The 15,981-nt window shown below is 49.0% G+C and carries 14 protein-coding genes; 11 read left to right on the top strand and 3 right to left on the bottom strand.

Annotation, left to right across the window (positions count from 1 at the left end):
- Positions 1 to 179 precede the first annotated feature (179 nt).
- The 10 genes from BV405_RS11800 (at position 180) to BV405_RS11755 (ending at position 11,593) form a co-directional block, all read left to right on the top strand.
- A complete protein-coding gene (locus BV405_RS11800) occupies positions 180 to 956 on the top strand; it encodes a DsbC family protein (RefSeq protein WP_086481034.1) in 777 nt (258 codons plus the stop codon).
- Between the two features lie 284 nt (positions 957 to 1,240).
- The gene (locus BV405_RS11795) at positions 1,241 to 2,548 is read left to right on the top strand and encodes a homoserine dehydrogenase (RefSeq protein ID WP_086481033.1); all 1,308 of its coding nucleotides are present in this window, start codon (positions 1,241 to 1,243) and stop codon (positions 2,546 to 2,548) included.
- A 122-nt stretch (positions 2,549 to 2,670) separates the two neighbouring features.
- Positions 2,671 to 4,062: a threonine synthase gene (thrC, locus tag BV405_RS11790; RefSeq protein ID WP_086481032.1), complete on the top strand. Its 1,392-nt coding sequence runs from the start codon at positions 2,671 to 2,673 to the stop codon at positions 4,060 to 4,062.
- Positions 4,063 to 4,149: 87 nt separating this feature from the next.
- Positions 4,150 to 5,925 (top strand): single-stranded-DNA-specific exonuclease RecJ, encoded by a 1,776-nt coding sequence (gene recJ, locus BV405_RS11785; protein WP_086481031.1) that lies wholly within the window; start codon positions 4,150 to 4,152, stop codon positions 5,923 to 5,925.
- Positions 5,926 to 6,262: 337 nt separating this feature from the next.
- Entirely contained in the window at positions 6,263 to 7,135 is an 873-nt protein-coding gene (locus tag BV405_RS11780; RefSeq protein ID WP_086481030.1) for a porin, read from the top strand.
- A gap of 182 nt (positions 7,136 to 7,317) precedes the next feature.
- Positions 7,318 to 8,121 carry a methyltransferase domain-containing protein gene (locus BV405_RS11775; protein WP_245832299.1) on the top strand — a complete coding sequence of 268 codons (804 nt, stop codon included), beginning with the start codon at positions 7,318 to 7,320 and terminating at the stop codon, positions 8,119 to 8,121.
- Between the two features lie 135 nt (positions 8,122 to 8,256).
- Complete coding sequence (locus BV405_RS11770; protein ID WP_086481029.1) at positions 8,257 to 9,399, top strand: methyltransferase; 1,143 nt, start codon at positions 8,257 to 8,259, stop codon at positions 9,397 to 9,399.
- 16 nt (positions 9,400 to 9,415) lie between these two features.
- On the top strand, positions 9,416 to 10,165 hold the full coding sequence (gene cmoA / locus BV405_RS11765; RefSeq protein WP_086481028.1) for a carboxy-S-adenosyl-L-methionine synthase CmoA: 750 nt from the start codon (positions 9,416 to 9,418) through the stop codon (positions 10,163 to 10,165).
- Positions 10,166 to 10,231: 66 nt separating this feature from the next.
- Positions 10,232 to 11,239 carry a tRNA 5-methoxyuridine(34)/uridine 5-oxyacetic acid(34) synthase CmoB gene (gene cmoB / locus BV405_RS11760; RefSeq protein ID WP_086481027.1) on the top strand — a complete coding sequence of 336 codons (1,008 nt, stop codon included), beginning with the start codon at positions 10,232 to 10,234 and terminating at the stop codon, positions 11,237 to 11,239.
- 150 nt (positions 11,240 to 11,389) lie between these two features.
- Complete coding sequence (locus tag BV405_RS11755) at positions 11,390 to 11,593, top strand: YgaP family membrane protein (protein ID WP_086481026.1); 204 nt, start codon at positions 11,390 to 11,392, stop codon at positions 11,591 to 11,593.
- Between the two features lie 150 nt (positions 11,594 to 11,743).
- Here BV405_RS11755 and greB read toward each other — a convergent pair whose 3' ends face one another.
- The 3 genes from greB to BV405_RS11740 form a co-directional block, all read right to left on the bottom strand.
- Positions 11,744 to 12,271 (bottom strand): transcription elongation factor GreB, encoded by a 528-nt coding sequence (gene greB, locus BV405_RS11750; protein ID WP_086481025.1) that lies wholly within the window; start codon positions 12,269 to 12,271, stop codon positions 11,744 to 11,746.
- A 108-nt stretch (positions 12,272 to 12,379) separates the two neighbouring features.
- The gene (locus BV405_RS11745; RefSeq protein ID WP_086481024.1) at positions 12,380 to 14,014 is read right to left on the bottom strand and encodes a methyl-accepting chemotaxis protein; all 1,635 of its coding nucleotides are present in this window, start codon (positions 14,012 to 14,014) and stop codon (positions 12,380 to 12,382) included.
- 276 nt (positions 14,015 to 14,290) lie between these two features.
- Positions 14,291 to 15,118: a hypothetical protein gene (locus BV405_RS11740; RefSeq protein WP_086481023.1), complete on the bottom strand. Its 828-nt coding sequence runs from the start codon at positions 15,116 to 15,118 to the stop codon at positions 14,291 to 14,293.
- Between the two features lie 223 nt (positions 15,119 to 15,341).
- Here BV405_RS11740 and BV405_RS11735 point away from each other — a divergent pair, with 223 nt between their 5' ends.
- Positions 15,342 to 15,974 carry an NUDIX domain-containing protein gene (locus BV405_RS11735; RefSeq protein ID WP_086481022.1) on the top strand — a complete coding sequence of 211 codons (633 nt, stop codon included), beginning with the start codon at positions 15,342 to 15,344 and terminating at the stop codon, positions 15,972 to 15,974.
- Positions 15,975 to 15,981: the final 7 nt, after the last annotated feature.

Genomic DNA, 15,981 nt, shown 5'->3' with positions numbered 1-15,981 from the left:
TTAAAGCGGGTTTGCCTTGGTCTGGTTGACGGTTAATACGGACTGAGGTTTGATGTAGTGCTTTGATGGAACATTCCCGTTGCTTGTGGGTCACAGGGAAACATTGTGCTGTTCGGTATGCCTGAAAGTTCAGATTCAGGACCATTCGGTACAGCGTATTTCAGGTTCAGGAATCTATTATGAAAACACGGTCTATGACAGTTCTGCCTCGTCTGCTTCAGGGCAGTCAATCATTGCTTGCGCTAGGTCTTTTGCTGGTTGCGGGTTTATTTTCTTTTTCAGTGCAGGCGGCAACTCCGGAAGAGATGATTTTAAAGAAGCTGGAAGCGGCTGGTCCGAGTATTTCGGTGGATCAGATTCGCCCTTCCATTATCGAATCGATTTATGAGGTTGAGCTGAAAACCGGCGAGATTCTCTACAGCACTGCTGATGGTAGTTATATCTTTACCGGTGATCTTTATCAGGTGGCGCCACAGGGTTTCAAAAATATCTCTGAAGAGCGTCGTATGACTGCACGTGCTACAGAGATCAGTAATCTGGATGAGTCTCAGATGATTGTATTTCCTGCCAAAGGTGAGCAGAAAGGCCAGATTACGGTTTTTACCGATATCGACTGTGTTTATTGTCGCAAGCTGCACAAAGAAGTGCCTGAACTGAACGAGATGGGTATTAAGGTGCGTTATCTGGGTTTCCCGCGCGCGGGTATCGGTTCGGGTTCTTATTATTCCATGGTCTCGGTCTGGTGTGCTGAGAATCAGCAGAATGCCATGACCCGTGCGAAGCTGGGCGAGTCCATCGAAGAGAAACAATGTGAAAACCCGATTGCGGATCAGTATCGTCTGGGGCAAAAATTAGGTGTTCAGGGGACACCGGCTATCTTCCTGGAAGATGGTCGCCTGCTGCCGGGTTATATGCCGGCAAAACGTCTGGCAACAGCGCTGGGTATCAAACTTTGATTCCCGTTTAAGCCCGGTCTTTTTACAGCGCCCTGATCCTTTGGTCAGGGCGTTTTTATTTCTGAGGTAGTCATTGCGTTTTTTTTGAAAAATATCAGAGGCAATTGCTTTTTCTGCCATCGGACTTGGTTTTTCTTAGCGCTAAAAAGCGCTAAGATGTGGGGTTCTAAACAGGCTGTAGCGACTTGTCAGTTCGAGTGACTGTCGTGCTAAAGCCGATAAGAGAATATGCTGAAACAGGCATACCAGTCGTTTATGCAAGAAACAGGTAAGAGGGTATCGTATTGAAACCGGTAAAAGTGGGTGTATGTGGTTTAGGTACTGTTGGTAGCGGTACAGTTAATGTTTTGATCCGCAATGCTGAAGAGATTGCCCGTCGTACTGGTCGCCCTATTATTGTTGAGCAGATTGGTGCCCGTCGTGATAACCCTGCATGCGATACCACAGGTATTGATGTAACCCGTGACATTTTTGATGTCGTTAACAACCCGGAAATTGACGTGGTTGTTGAGCTGATCGGTGGTTACGATGTAGCCCGTGAACTGGTCATGAAAGCGATCGAAAACGGCAAACACGTGGTAACAGCGAACAAAGCGCTGATCGCGGTGCACGGTAATGAAATTTTTGAAGCAGCCAAAGCCAAAGGCGTTGTGGTTGCTTTTGAAGCGGCAGTAGCAGGTGGTATTCCGGTTATTAAAGGTATCCGTGAAGGTCTGGCGGCGAACAGCATCAACTGGCTGGCGGGTATCATCAACGGTACCGGCAACTACATCATGACTCAGATGCGCGACTATGGCCGTGACTTCGCTGATGTGCTGAAAGAAGCTCAGGAACTGGGTTACGCTGAAGCAGATCCGACCTTTGACGTTGAAGGTATCGATGCCGCGCACAAACTGACCATTCTGGGTTCCGTTGCTTTCGGTATTCCGCTGCAGTTTGATAAAGCTTATACCGAAGGCATCAGCAAGATCACTCCGCTGGATATCGAGCAGGCTGATGAGCTGGGTTATATCATCAAGCATCTGGGTATTGCCCGTCGTAACAAAGAAGGCGTTGAGCTGCGTGTTCACCCGACCCTGATTCCTAAAGACCGTCTGATTGCTAACGTACACGGCGTACTGAACGCGGTCATGGTACACGGTGATGCGGTAGGCCCAACCATGTATTACGGTCCGGGTGCCGGTGCGGAACCAACGGCTTCTTCTGTGGTGGCTGATATTGTTGATGTCGCGCGTTCCATGGGGGCTGAGTACGCCGATCGTGTACCGCCTCTGGCCTTTACTCAGGATACTCTGGATAGCGATGCACCAATCCTGTCGATGGATGATGTGTCCACTGCTTACTATGTGCGCCTGCAGGCGGTAGACCGTCCGGGTGTTCTGGCTCGTGTGGCCACCATTCTGAGTGACAAAGGCATCAGCATTGAAGCCATCATCCAGAAAGAGGCCAAAGAGAGCGAAATGGTGCCGATTATCCTGATGACGCATAAATGTCAGGAGCTGCAGATGAACGACGCGATCCGCGAGATTGAATCTCTGGTGGATATCTGTGGTGAAGTGGTCCGCATCCGTGTGGAAACGCTGGATAGCTGATATCCGGCTGCTTACCCTTGTTAAGCACAGAACTGAAAAATCCGGCGGTTAACCCAGCCGTCGGATAATAACCGACCCGCACCCTATCGGGCCGTTATAAACCTGAATACGAGAATCACACCGTGCGTTATATCAGTACCCGCGGCCAAGCGCCCGCCCTTAACTTTGAAGATGTTGTTCTGACCGGTCTTGCCAGCGATGGTGGCCTGTATGTTCCTGAAGAGATCCCTCAGTTCTCCGCTGACGAGATCGCTTCCTGGGCAGGTCTGTCTTACACCGAAATCGCTTATAAAGTGATGCACGCCTTTATCGGTGATGAGATCCCTGCCGACACTTTGAAAGCCATGATTGAAGATACTTACGGTACCTTCAAGCATGATGCGGTAACTCCGCTGAAGCAGCTGGACAGCAACCACTACCTGCTGGAGCTGTTCCACGGCCCGACACTTGCATTTAAAGACGTAGCGCTGCAGATGCTGGGGCGTCTGCTGGATCACTTCCTGGGCAAGCGTAACGAACATGCTGTGATCATGGGCGCAACCTCCGGTGATACCGGTTCTGCTGCGATCGAAGGCTGTAAGCCTTGTGAGCATGTGGATATCTTTATTCTGCATCCATACAACCGCGTATCCGAAGTACAGCGTCGTCAGATGACCACAGTGCTGGCGGATAACGTCTTTAACATCGCCGTTGAAGGTAATTTCGATGACTGTCAGGCGATCGTTAAAGACAGTTTCAACAACCAGGGCTTCCTGGGTGGTAATACCCGTCTGGTAGCGGTGAACTCCATCAACTGGGCTCGTATCATGGCTCAGGTGGTGTACTACTTTGTTTCCGCTGTGGCAGTTGGCGCACCGCATCGCAAAGTCTCTTTCAGCGTTCCATCGGCTAACTTCGGTGATGTTTTTGCCGGTTATATCGCTTACAAAATGGGCCTGCCGGTGAATCAGTTTGTTGTGGCAACTAACGCCAACGACATCCTGCACCGTGTGATCAGCAAAAACGACTTTAGCAAACAGCCGTTGCTGCACACTCTGTCACCAAGTATGGATATCGTCGTATCCAGCAACTTTGAGCGTCTGCTGTTTGATCTGTATGGCAACGATGGCGCGGCAGTTGAAGATCTGCTGAAACGCTTCAACAACGAACCGGTTCAGATCGAACAGGCCCGTTGGGATAAAGCCCGTGAGCTGTTCGACAGCCTGAGCGTTGACGACGAAACCACCATCGAGGTGATCAAAGAAGCTTTTGAGCGTACCGGTGAGCTGCTGGATCCGCACACCGCAACCGGCTACCGCGCAGCTGAAACCAGCAACCGCGATAAGTCTGTGCCTATGATCACTCTGGCAACAGCTCATCCGGCCAAGTTTGAAGATGCCATTGTTAAGGCAGGCTTTGAAGGCGCGCCGCTGCCTCCTCACATGGCCGACCTTCTGGAGCGAGAAGAACGCTTCTCGGTACTGCCTGCAGATGCTGAAACCATTCAGAAATTTGTGGTTGAGAATAAGCGCTAAGCCAACCGGTTATTGCGTATCTTCAGACAGGGGAGCTTAGGCTCCCCTGCTTGTTTCTGCTGATTTTAACTCTTGCCCGGAAGACCTATGTTGCAGCCCGTTTTTCAAATGCGAACCCTTAACCCGGAAGTTATGAAGCAAGCTGAGAGTCTCGGCTTGCATCCTCTGTTGGCGAGAGTTTTAGCTGGCCGGATTAAAAGTGAGAACTGTAATCTTGAAGAAATTATACGTCCGGGGCTGAAATATATACCTAAGCCAGACTTGTTGAAGGATTGCTCTAAGGCTGCTGATCGAATCAGTCAGGCAATTATCGGTGGCGAGCGAATCGGTGTTCTGACTGACTATGACGTGGATGGCATTACTTCTCATGTCGTAATTTATCGGGCGCTGACAGAGTTGTTTGGTGTTCAGCATGACAGAATTCACAGCCTGATCGGACATCGAATTAATGATGGCTATGGTGTTAGCGCAGGTTTAATCAGTCGAATTCTTGAGCAGACGCCGTTGCCTGATGTGATTATTACCGCAGATTGTGGTTCCAGCGATGAAGCGCGCCTTGAGCTGCTGAAGCAAGCAGGGATCGATGTCGTTGTAACGGATCATCACGCGCTACCTGAAGAAGGTGCGCCTGTTTCTGCTTATGCGGTTGTCAATCCGACACAAAGTGATTGTGATTACCCTGATGCCACCATTGCTGGCTGTATGGTGAGCTGGCTGGTTATGGCTCAGGTTCGGGATGAGTTGATTCAACGGCAATATCTGGCAGAGACTTCGCAAAAGCTGGGCTTTCTGCTGAGCTATGTTGCTTTAGGAACAGTGGCTGATTGTGTTTCTCTTGGTGAGAGTACGGTCAATCGTGCGGTTGTGCATACGGGATTAAGTCTGATTAACCGATTTGATCTGCCCTGCTGGCGAGTAATCCGCCAGCTACTCCGAAAAGAGAATGAGTTCTTCGATGCCGGCACATTAGGATTTCAGCTTGGTCCACGGATTAATGCCCGTGGCCGTTTGGATGATCCCTATGCGGCCTTGCATTATATGCTGGCCGGCACGGATCATCAGGCTGAGCATTATCTCGCCATTCTGGATCAGGATAATGAAGACCGAAAAGCGATCGAGCAGGAGATGGTGCAGGAAGCATTCCGCTTGATTCAGCCGCAACTGGCAAAAAATTATCAGGGGCTATCTGTCTTTCTTGAAAATGGCCATGCCGGTGTTCAGGGTATTGTGGCTTCCCGGGTCACCCAAAAGACAGGAAAACCTTGTGTCGTCATGTGTCCGGCTTTGAATCCGGATCATCTGTCAGGTTCGGCACGAAGTGTTGATGGCATCCATATCAGAGATATCCTGCAGCAAGTGCATGATACAAATCAGAGTTCATTGGTTAAATTTGGTGGCCACAGAGGCGCGGCTGGACTCACGCTCAACCGGAATAGTCTTGGGGATTTCGCTGAAGGATTCAATTTTGCTGTAGTAAATGCTTTAAGAGGCGACTCTTTACAACCTGTAGTAAAAATCGACGGAACTTTACAGGCAGAAGATATTACTGAAGATACCTGGTCATTATTCCAGACGTTACAACCGTTTGGGCGTGAATTTGAGCAGCCCTGTTTTTCAGGTCAATTTCTTGTGGAGCAACTGAGGGCTGTGGGTGCAGACCAAAGTCATCTGCAGCTCTTACTATCAAACCCTGAAAAAACAGTGTCTGTTAAAGGGATCTGGTTCAAAGCGCTAGCTGGAAATAATAAGATCGATTTTAAAGAAGGGGATTATGTGCAAGCCGCTTTCCAATTGAATTTAAATGAGTTTCGGGGGAGGAAGTCTGTTCAGCTGATGATCGAGCATGCCCTACAAGCTAGATGATTCGCTCTTTAGGTGGCCTTTGTTATCCGTTATTTACCGTGTTTCGGAGAACGCACTCACAAGTTGTCACTAAATTGTCAAAGTCTTGGTCTAGGGTTGCTGAACGCTTGAGCCATAACAACGAGTTAACTTTGGTTAGTGCAGATCAAAACCAAAGAAATTCGTTGAAAAAAGGGCGAATTTGACTATTGCCATGCGGACGCAGGATGTTTAAAGTAGCTCCTGCGATTGAAACAATAACGGTTATTGATTGGCTGAATTTTCATCATTCAGTCAGCACACCGATAAAACTTCTGCATATTTGCAGAGCGATTGAGTAGAGAAAGGAAATTATCAAATGAAAAAGACTCTGATTGCTACCGCTATTGCTGGTGCTATGAGCTTCTCTGTAGCTGCACAAGCTGCTCCTGTTGTTTACGGTAACATCCAAGTTGCTGTTGATCTGGAAAACGATCTGACTGCTGGTGACAACGGTTCTACTTTCGGCGTTAAAGGCGAAAACGCTATGGAAGGTGGTCTGACTTCTTTCTACAAGATTGAAGCTGATGTTAACGCTGCGGCTGCCAAGTCTGCTGACAGCAGTGCAACTGGTGATGATGCAAATGCATTCATGGTAGGTGATCAAGCTTACATGGGTGTTAAAGGTGACTTTGGTCAAGTTCTGGTTGGTTCTAAAGACACTCTGATCAACGACTTCGTACAAGACGTTGTTTACACTCCAGAAGCTCTGAAAGGTGCTCACACTGGTGTTTCTGGCGCTTCTGAAGTAGCACAGCTGCAGTACACTGGCGATTTCGACGGCGTTAAAGTTGGTGCATCTGTTCAGCTGGACGGTGACGAGCAAGCTATGCAGTTCGTTGCAGCTCTGCCTGTTGGTGCAATGACTGTTAGTGCTGGTTTTGACTCTGTAGAAGGCGACATCGCTGCTGCAGTATCTCTGCCTGTTGATGCTCTGACTGTTGGTGCTAAGCTGGAAATGACAGAAGCTGACGACATGATCATCGCTGCTTCTGCATCTATGGATTACAGCAACGGTAACGTATACGGTATCGTTTCTATGTCTGATGCTAAAGACCAAACCAATGTTGCATTTGGCGCAACTTACTCTGTAGCATCTAACATGTACGTATACGGCGAGTTCGGTTCTGGTGATGCAGACCTGAAAGAAAACCTGGCTGGTACTTACGTAGGTGCTGCGCTGGTATTCTAATCTTAAGATTAGAAATACTGAGTACAAAAAGAACCAGCCTTCGGGCTGGTTTTTTTATGCCTTAATTTTGTCCTGATTGCCTTGAGCTTTATCCTTTCTGTTAAATCCTTTAGTATCCTGCGCTTGCTTTTACCCTGATCTGAATCCTGTAACAGTGATTCCCTTCTCTTGAGGTTACCGTCTTGGCTGCACCGCGCCCAAAAATCCAGACTGATAAGATCTTTGATGGTTTGGCCGAGAAATTCCGCAAGAATGTCTACGGCACGAATAAAGGCTGGTTGCGTCAGGAGCTTTTGTCCCGGGATTTCCAGCAGATTCCATTTATTGCAGATAAGCAAAACATTGAAGTGTTGGATATCGGTGGCGGCCTCGGCCAAATAAGTGACTGGTTTGCCCGTCAGGGGAATAAAGTAACCTTTACTGAACCTGCCGATGATATGCGGGCTGAAGCGGAAGCACTCTTCCAGCAGCAATCAGAGCAATACGTTTATCCTGTGGAAAGCTTTAACTACCGCTTGCAGGATCTGCCTGAGAATTTGCCGCCAGCCAAGCTGGTTGTTTGTCATGCCGTGCTGGAGTGGCTGCATCAGCCGATGGATGCCCTCCCGATTATTAGCGGTCAGGTGGAAGGCGATGGTTGGCTCTCGCTGATGTTCTTCAATGAAGATGGTCTTCGTTTCAGTAATATCGTCAAGGGCAACTACGATAAAGCGTTGCGGGATACTCTGGATGGCACCGGGCAGCGCTTACGCCTGACTCCCATCAGTCCACAAAAACCGGAACAGGTTATTGAAGGCTTAAAGCAACAGGGGCTTGAGATTGTTTCTGTCGCCGGCATCAGGGTATTTACGGACTACCTGAGAGACAAACATCCTTCTGATGAGGATCTTGAGAAGCTGTTAGAGCTGGAATGGCGTTATTGTCATCAGGATCCTTATTGGCGAATGGGACGTTATATTCATATCATCGCCAAAAAGGGCATGTAACCACAAATACACATGCCATTACTTAACGCCCTGATCGCTGAAACTGCCAGATTTTGTACCTTACGCGTTGATTGACGGTAGAATACCCAGCTTTATCCTTCACGTTTTTATAACCTTCTACACCGGTAAAACATTATGAGCGCTTTATCTCCAGCCGCAGAACTCTTACTGCGCAACCAGTCGTCAATTAAGGGGCAGGTTCTGTTGGCTCATTTGTCGGTAACCGAGGGTATTGGTAATTTTATTCATCCACTACTCACGGATGATGTCGAGGCATTACACCTGCTGATGGATGACTGGAGAAGCTATCAGTCGATGGTTGATTTTGCTCAGCGAGAATCGCGCTTTTTACCGCTTTTTCAGGCTTATCTTGGTCAGGATAACGAGGCGGGTCTTCTTAACGGTTACGATAATATCGTCCTCTTTATGCCGAAAGCGAAAGAGCAGGCACGTTATCTGATTGCTCAGTTGCTGCCTTTGCTGAAATCAGGCGCTTGTTTCTGGTTGGTAGGTGAGAATAACGGCGGGATTAAGTCAGCCGATAAACTGGTTAGAGCAGCAGCTGAAGAAGCCTGGCCGGAAGGTGGCTTCAGTCTGAGTAAGGCTGATAAGGCGAAAAAGAGCACCCTGCTTAAGCTGGAGCTAGGCCCGGTAAATCAGATCGAAACCGAGTACAGCTTTAATCCTGACCCTTGGGAGCTGCATTGGAATCTGCCTGAAAATGATGCCTTCCCTGAAGTCTTGTCGGACCTAAAGCTAATCAGTTTGCCCGGGGTGTTCAGCCATGGCCGTCTGGATGAAGGCACAGCTCTGATGCTGCAGAATATGCCTCGTATCAAGCCGTCCAAAGTGCGTAACCGCAGAGTGCTGGATATGGGCTGTGGAACCGGTGTGATCGGTTTAAGCCTGCTTAAGCGTGATCCCGAACTGGAAGTCACCTTCTGTGATGTTAATGCGATGGCTTTGGAAGCAACCAGCCGGAGCTTAAAAGCAAATGATCTCGAAGGTGAGGTTTTTGCCTCCGATATGTGGAGTGATGTCACCGAGCGTTTCGATCTGATTATTTCGAATCCGCCTTTTCATACCGGTCAAAAGACAGATTACGATCTGGCGGATCGTTTTATCCGTCAGGCGAAAAAACATCTTAAGCGAAGCGGTGAGTTGCGTATCGTTGCCAACCGTTTTCTGAAATACCCGGATATTATCGAAGCTACTTTCGGTCACTGCGAGCGTATCGCAGAAACCGGTAAGTTCTGTATCTGGTCTGCCCGGATTTAACTTTTAGGTACCTGACGTGAAACACGAACAAAAAGACGCCATTTTCGCCAATCCTCTGGACAAAGTAGCGACCTTTTCCTTTGACGATAAGGTGGTTCAGGTCTTTCCGGATATGATCAAACGCTCAGTGCCGGGTTACAGCAATATGATCGGCATGACCGGTGTGATTGCCCGTCGTTACTGGCAACCGGGTACCCGTATCTATGATCTGGGCTGCTCTCTGGGGGCCAGTATGCTGTCGGTACTGCACCAGATTCAGGAGCCGGGCCTTGAGATTATTGGTCTCGATAACTCGGAAGCCATGATCGAGCGTTGTCGTGAGGTGCTGTCACAGGAAGTTTCTGACGTGCAGCGAGATGGTGTGCATCTGGAATGTGCTGATATCTGCGAAGCACCGATTGAGAATGCCTCGGTTGTGATTCTGAATTTTACCTTTCAGTTTTTGCCGATGGAGCAGCGCCTGCCGTTGCTGAAACGGATCCATGAAGGTCTGGCACCGGGTGGTGTGATTATCCTGTCGGAAAAAGTACGTTTCGAGTCACCAGAGCAGCAGGATACCTTGTTTGATCTGCATCTGGATTTCAAGCGGGCTAATGGCTACAGCGAACTGGAGATCAGTCAGAAACGTGCCGCGCTGGAAAACTTCCTGCAGGCTGAGAGCTTTGATACCCATCACCAGCGTTTCAAAGATGCGGGTTTCGCTCAGAGTACGGTTTGGTTTCAATACCTGAACTTTGCCTCATTGCTGGCGATAAAAGCCCGATAATTATCACTCAAAAACTCAGTCTGATTGTCCTGAATTCTATCCAACCCGATTTAAGCGAGCTTCACCATGCAGGATTACGCACCTCTGTATCAAAAATTTGCCGAAGAAGGTCTTACCCGATGGCTGGCAAAAGTTCCTGAGCAGCTGGAAGAGGCGTTGGATATTAAGCGTTATTCAGACCTGCCGGGTTGGCAGAGGGTTGTGGATAAATTTGATACCGCAGAAATGCTGGCGGAGCAGGGATATCAGGTTGAAATCAATCTGGAGCAAAGTGCTGTTCAGGTCAGTACCCAACCTGAACTGCCTCAGCCAATGCAGGCGAAATATCGTAATCTGCTGAAAAAGCTGATGCCGTGGCGCAAAGGGCCGTTCGAGCTGCACGGTTCTTATATCGATACCGAATGGCATTCCGACTGGAAATGGGATCGTCTGGCGGAGTTCATTGCACCCCTGCATAACCGCAGCGTGCTGGATGTTGGTTGTGGCAGCGGTTATCACTGCTGGCGTATGGCCGGTGCCGGAGCCCGCTTTGTGGTGGGTATTGATCCTTCCCCTCGTTTTCATATGCAGTTCCAGCTGGTGCGCCGTCTGATGGGCTTGGCTGATGGCAATCGTGTATTCCACTTGCCAGTGGGTATTGAAGATGTCCCGGAAAATCTCGATTACTTCGATACCGTGTTTTCCATGGGGGTGCTGTACCATCGCCGTTCGCCAATTGATCACCTGTACCAGCTGAAAGAAGCGCTGCGTCCCGGTGGTGAGCTGGTGCTGGAAACCCTGGTGGTGGATGGTGACGCACAAACCGTGCTGGTGCCGGAAGATCGCTACGCCATGATGAACAACGTCTGGTATCTGCCAAGCCCTGATGCACTGGTGCTTTGGCTGGAGAAGTGCGGCTTTGTTAATGTGCGGGTCGTGGATGTCTCGGTCACCACGACAGAGGAGCAGCGCAGCACTGAATGGATGACTTACCAATCCCTGCAGGATTTTCTCGATCCGAATGATGCCACTAAAACTGCGGAAGGTTACCCTGCACCCAAGCGTGCAGTGGTGATTGCTGAACGTCCTTACTGATCCTTTTGAATCCATGTTGACCGCTTATTTCTATTGGTTATATGTAAATTCTATTTAGAATTAAGCGGTATTTCTTTGTTTAAGGGTTTTCTAATATTATCTCTCCCAATCGGTCAGGTGATGTGACCTACATGAGTTTTGGAGAGAGTTATGAATATTGATCGTCTGATGTTTGTTTTTGCGGGTTCAATGGTTTTACTGAGTGTGATCCTGACCCAGTACGTACACGCAAACTTCTTCTGGTTTACGGTATTTATTGGTGCCAATATGATCCAGTCTGCTTTCACTGGCTTCTGCCCGGCGGCAAAAATCTTCAATATGATGGGGATTAAAACCGGCTGTGCCTTCAAATAAGGCAGAGACCTATAGCCATACCCCACATATTTATTTCGGAATATCCGATCTGAATTAAAAAAACCGCCCCTGACGACTTAGGTTGTCAGGGGCGTTTTTTTTAATGGTGCGGGTTGTTCTTATCGTCAGTTGATCCGGGTTGGCTCTCTGTTAATCGTAAGCCACTGATAATACGTAATAGACCTGTTCACCGCCGGGAGCCTGTACCCGAATCTCATCATCCAGTGTTTTACCCAATAAAGAGCGCGCCATGGGGGAGTCGATATTGATTTTACCCTCTTTGAGGTCGGCTTCATCCGGGCCTACGATACGGATTTTCATCAGCTCACTCTCTTCATCTTCAAGCTCGACATGGGCAGAGAAGAAAATTCGCTCCGGATCATCAGGTTTCTTATCCACAACGGTTAACGCATCCAGACGTTTGTCCAGATGGCGGATACGTCCCAGTGTTTTATTCAGCAGTTGCTTGTTGTAGGTGTAATCGGCATTTTCGCTGCGATCGCCTTGGGCGGCAGCTTCCTGTACTTTCTGAGCCAGCTCCGGGTGACGAACTTTCCAGAGAAAATTTCGTTCGCTCTGAAGCGCTTCATAGCCTTCGGGGGTGATCAGGTTGGTCTTCTTTTCACGCCGAGGGTCCTTTGCAGGATCCCGCCAGCGCTGCATATTACGCCCTTTCATACAGGATTCGGTCTCTTTGGTTGGAGTGTGTTCTCTAAGTAATAAAAAAGCCTGTGGCCGATTCTAAAACGACGCACAGGCTGTTTGAAGCGTGACCTGAGAGGCAGGTCAGGTTTGGAACTGTTTGATCAAGCCTTCCAGATTCTTCGCATTTTGCTGCAGCTCACGACCGGATTCTCGAATCAGAGCTGTACCCTGTTCAGTTTCTTCCGAAACGCTGGAGATAGACACCAGATTACGACTCATCTCATCTGCAACGCTGCTTTGCTCATCTGCTGCATTCATGATCTGAGCATTTAGCGAGCTGATCTGTTGCATGGATTCTGCAATGGTGCGGAAGGCTTCACCGGCTTCGGTCGCTTTCGTAACCGTGGTTTCTGCCTTAGTCCGACTGGTATTCATCACATTTACAGCAACTTTGGAGCGGCTTTGCAGTTCGTGGATCATCTCCTGAATCTGCTGGGTGGATTCGGCTGAGCGTTGGGCTAGCTGACGGACTTCGTCGGCCACCACGGCAAAACCGCGACCCTGTTCACCGGCACGGGCAGCTTCAATGGCGGCATTTAACGCCAGCAGGTTGGTTTGTTCGGAGATACCACCGATCACATCGAGAATACTTTCGATCTTCGCAGTGTGATCTTCCAGAGCGTTAATCACGCTGCTGGCTTCTTCAACTTCACTTGCCAGTTCGTTGATACTGCCGGTGGCTTCTTCAACGATACGCAGGCCGTTTTCTGTCTGTTCGTGCGCCTGGCGGGTGGTCTCATTAGCCTGATCCGCAATATGGGCGGTTTGCTGAGCAGAAGCCGCCATCTGGTTCATACCGGCTGCACTTTGTTCCGTTTCAGAGCGCTGACGGGCGACACCATCAATAGTGCTTTCGGTGATCTCTGACATCTGAGTGATGGCGTGGGACAGCTGTTGGGTGGACTGATCAACCGAGTTCACGATGTTCTGGAACTTATCCATCATGTGGTTAAAAGCACCGGCCATATCACCCAGTTCGTCAGTGGTATCAATATCCACTCGTTCACGCAGGTCACCGGAGTCTTTTACCGCCACCATAGTGTTTTTCAGGGTGGTGATCTGTACGGTGATGATATGGATGATAAAGAGCGCCAGACCACCGATCAGCAGGCTAAGAATACCCACGGTTACAGAGTAATGCAGCAGGGTCTGCCAGAAGATCTCATCCATATCATTCAGGTAGATACCATTGCCGACAATCCAACCCCAAGGGGTGAAGCCTTTCACGTAGGAAACTTTAGCCTGAGGCTCATCATGGCCGGGTTTAGGCCACAGATAGTTCACATAACCTTCACCGGAAGCTTTAACCACCCCAACGAATTCGCTAAAGATTTTTTTGCCGTTGGCATCTTCCAGATTGCTCAGGTTTTTACCGTTCAGGGCCGGCTTGATCGGGTGCATCACAACGACAGCGTTCATGTCGTTGATCCAGAAATACTCGTCTTTGTCGTAACGCAGACTTTCAATCGCCTTTTGAGCGGCCTGTTGCGCCTGTTCACGGGTTAGCTGCCCGGATGTTTCCAGCCCATAGTAGTGATCCATAAAACCGTGCACGGTCTCAACCACGTGCTTGGTTTTGATCTTACGGTCTTCCAGCAGGTTGTCTTTGAGAGACATCAGCGAGACGCTGATCAGTACCGCTGTCCCCATGGCCATTAAACCGATAATGACCCAGAGTTTGTATTTGATTTTGATATTGCCCAGGAGGTTATGCATTGCAACGCTCGCTCTTATGCTTGGTCGTTATATTTTTAATTTAAGACTTTGGCAAAGCTGGCCCATAAATGTTCGTAAGCCGTTAAAAAATCAGCTTTAAATGTATTGTTATTATTCAGCTGCCCAATAGTGAATTCTAACCCTAATGTTTGCAATAAAACTGCATGATTTCAGTCATGTTATGTTACATGTATTTTTTGTATTTGTTTTAAGGTTGATCTGGCTCAGTCGGATGGCTGTTTTTATATAGCCTTTGGTTCAGATATCGTTTTTTGCTTAATTATCCGGTGGCGGCAGTCCTTTGAGCAGAGGGTAGGTCAGTAGCGAAGAGACACCTTCTGTATGCAGCTGATCCGCCCAGTTTTTCACATCATAGGTGGCACGTTCGATTCTTGGGATCAGTTTGCCCCTGAAGGGCTCAATCAGCAGGTAATGGACATCAGCATAGAGGGGATGGCTGGCAAACCCACTGGCACCGCAGCTGGCGACAAAACGGCCTTCCGGCAGGTGTTCAATCCAGGGTTGATGGTCGCTGCCAATGATAAGCCCCTGACAATGGTACTGATCCAGCCATTGCAGAATCTGGTTTTTATCGAGGTTACGTTGATTAAGCGTACCGGGAAAAAGGTAATCCGGTGAGTCGTGACAGGCGAGTATTGCTCCGTTTGGAGTTTGCAGTCGGATCAGGTCGGTCCATTGGCTTAAATGGCCGATGTTGTGATAGCTGAAGCTGCTTTGTGCGCGGCGGAGGCGGGTATCATTATCCAGCCACTGCCAGGCCGTTTCCGCTCCGTTTTCGTGAGACTGTCCGAAGAATGAATCATCAGGCTGATTATTGAGAGAACCCCGGCGGGGACTGAAACGCTGCAGCAGCAGGCGTTCATGTTGTCCTCGAACCAGCCAGGTGCACTGGGTTTCCAGCTGGAACAGGGTTTCGTCGCTGTGGCCAAAGGCACCAAAAGCGTTGCCCAGAAAGAGACGAATACTGGCACTTTGCCTTTTAGCTTGTTGCAGGCAGGCCTTAAGCGCAGGCACATTGCCCTCTGCACCGGCGAAAAAGGCCAGCGGTCGGTGATTCAGATAGTTGAGTTGCACAAAGGCCATAATCGCCTCCGGGAGTCTCTCCTGCCGGAAGTAAAAGTGCTCCTGTTGCGATGCTGTATTACCGCGGGTGAGACTTTTACTTCGTCATACTGTCATAGTCCTACACAAGATTAGTATAGTGCGCAGAATTGTACTGGTGGGTTGAGTTTTACCCCTGAATGGGCTTCTTGAGTGTTATTTGAAACTTGCTATGCTGAAAGGCTGTTGCCGGAAAGGAATGACCATGAGTAAAAAATTAACGCCCACGTTTCATCAGGATGCAGTTGAAATTATCGAACAGAACACGGTATTTCAGGGTTTCTTCCGTTTCGATAAACTGCGCCTGAAAACACGTCGCTTTGATGGAGGTTGGTCAGAAGCGATGAGCCGTGAGGTGTTTGTTCGTGGCAACGCCGTTGGTGCGCTTCTGTATGATCCTGTCGTCGATAAGTTATTGATGCTGGAACAGTTTCGCCCCGGTTGTATTTACGATGCGTCCCAAAGCCCGTGGCAGTTTGAACTGGTAGCAGGCATGACAGAGCCTGGTGAAAGTAATGAAAATGTGGTTCACCGGGAAGCCGAAGAAGAAGCCGGCTGTAAAGTGCTTCACCTTGAACATCTCTACAAATACTGGGTCAGCCCCGGTGGTATGGATGAACAGATCGATCTTTTTCTGGGCATTATTAACAGTCGTGAGATTCAGGAAGGTATCTACGGCCTGGAAGAAGAAAATGAAGATATCCGCGTTGAGCTGGTCGACACTGACGAAGCCTTTAAGGGACTTGAGGATGGCCGCATTAATAATGCCATGGCCATTATCGGTTTGCAGTGGCTGCAGCTTAACCGACAACGCCTTCAGCAGAAGTACTGCGCTTAGATTCTAA

The organism is Oceanospirillum sanctuarii (genome assembly GCF_002150805.1).
In the GTDB taxonomy this organism is placed as follows: Bacteria; Pseudomonadota; Gammaproteobacteria; order Pseudomonadales; family Halomonadaceae; genus Oceanospirillum; species Oceanospirillum sanctuarii.
The sequence above is the reverse complement of the archived record's forward strand: the minus strand, read 5'-3'. Positions and strand labels throughout refer to the sequence as shown.

What these genes read in the sequence shown, in the direction of transcription:
- greB (WP_086481025.1), bottom strand. Translation starts at nt 12,271, where the DNA reads ATGAAAGGGCGTAATATGCAGCGCTGGCGGGATCCTGCAAAGGACCCT.
- cmoB (WP_086481027.1), top strand. Translation starts at nt 10,232, where the DNA reads ATGCAGGATTACGCACCTCTGTATCAAAAATTTGCCGAAGAAGGTCTT.
- BV405_RS11770 (WP_086481029.1), top strand. Translation starts at nt 8,257, where the DNA reads ATGAGCGCTTTATCTCCAGCCGCAGAACTCTTACTGCGCAACCAGTCG.
- BV405_RS11735 (WP_086481022.1), top strand. Translation starts at nt 15,342, where the DNA reads ATGAGTAAAAAATTAACGCCCACGTTTCATCAGGATGCAGTTGAAATT.
- BV405_RS11780 (WP_086481030.1), top strand. Translation starts at nt 6,263, where the DNA reads ATGAAAAAGACTCTGATTGCTACCGCTATTGCTGGTGCTATGAGCTTC.
- BV405_RS11740 (WP_086481023.1), bottom strand. Translation starts at nt 15,118, where the DNA reads ATGGCCTTTGTGCAACTCAACTATCTGAATCACCGACCGCTGGCCTTT.
- BV405_RS11745 (WP_086481024.1), bottom strand. Translation starts at nt 14,014, where the DNA reads ATGCATAACCTCCTGGGCAATATCAAAATCAAATACAAACTCTGGGTC.
- BV405_RS11800 (WP_086481034.1), top strand. Translation starts at nt 180, where the DNA reads ATGAAAACACGGTCTATGACAGTTCTGCCTCGTCTGCTTCAGGGCAGT.
- BV405_RS11755 (WP_086481026.1), top strand. Translation starts at nt 11,390, where the DNA reads ATGAATATTGATCGTCTGATGTTTGTTTTTGCGGGTTCAATGGTTTTA.
- recJ (WP_086481031.1), top strand. Translation starts at nt 4,150, where the DNA reads ATGTTGCAGCCCGTTTTTCAAATGCGAACCCTTAACCCGGAAGTTATG.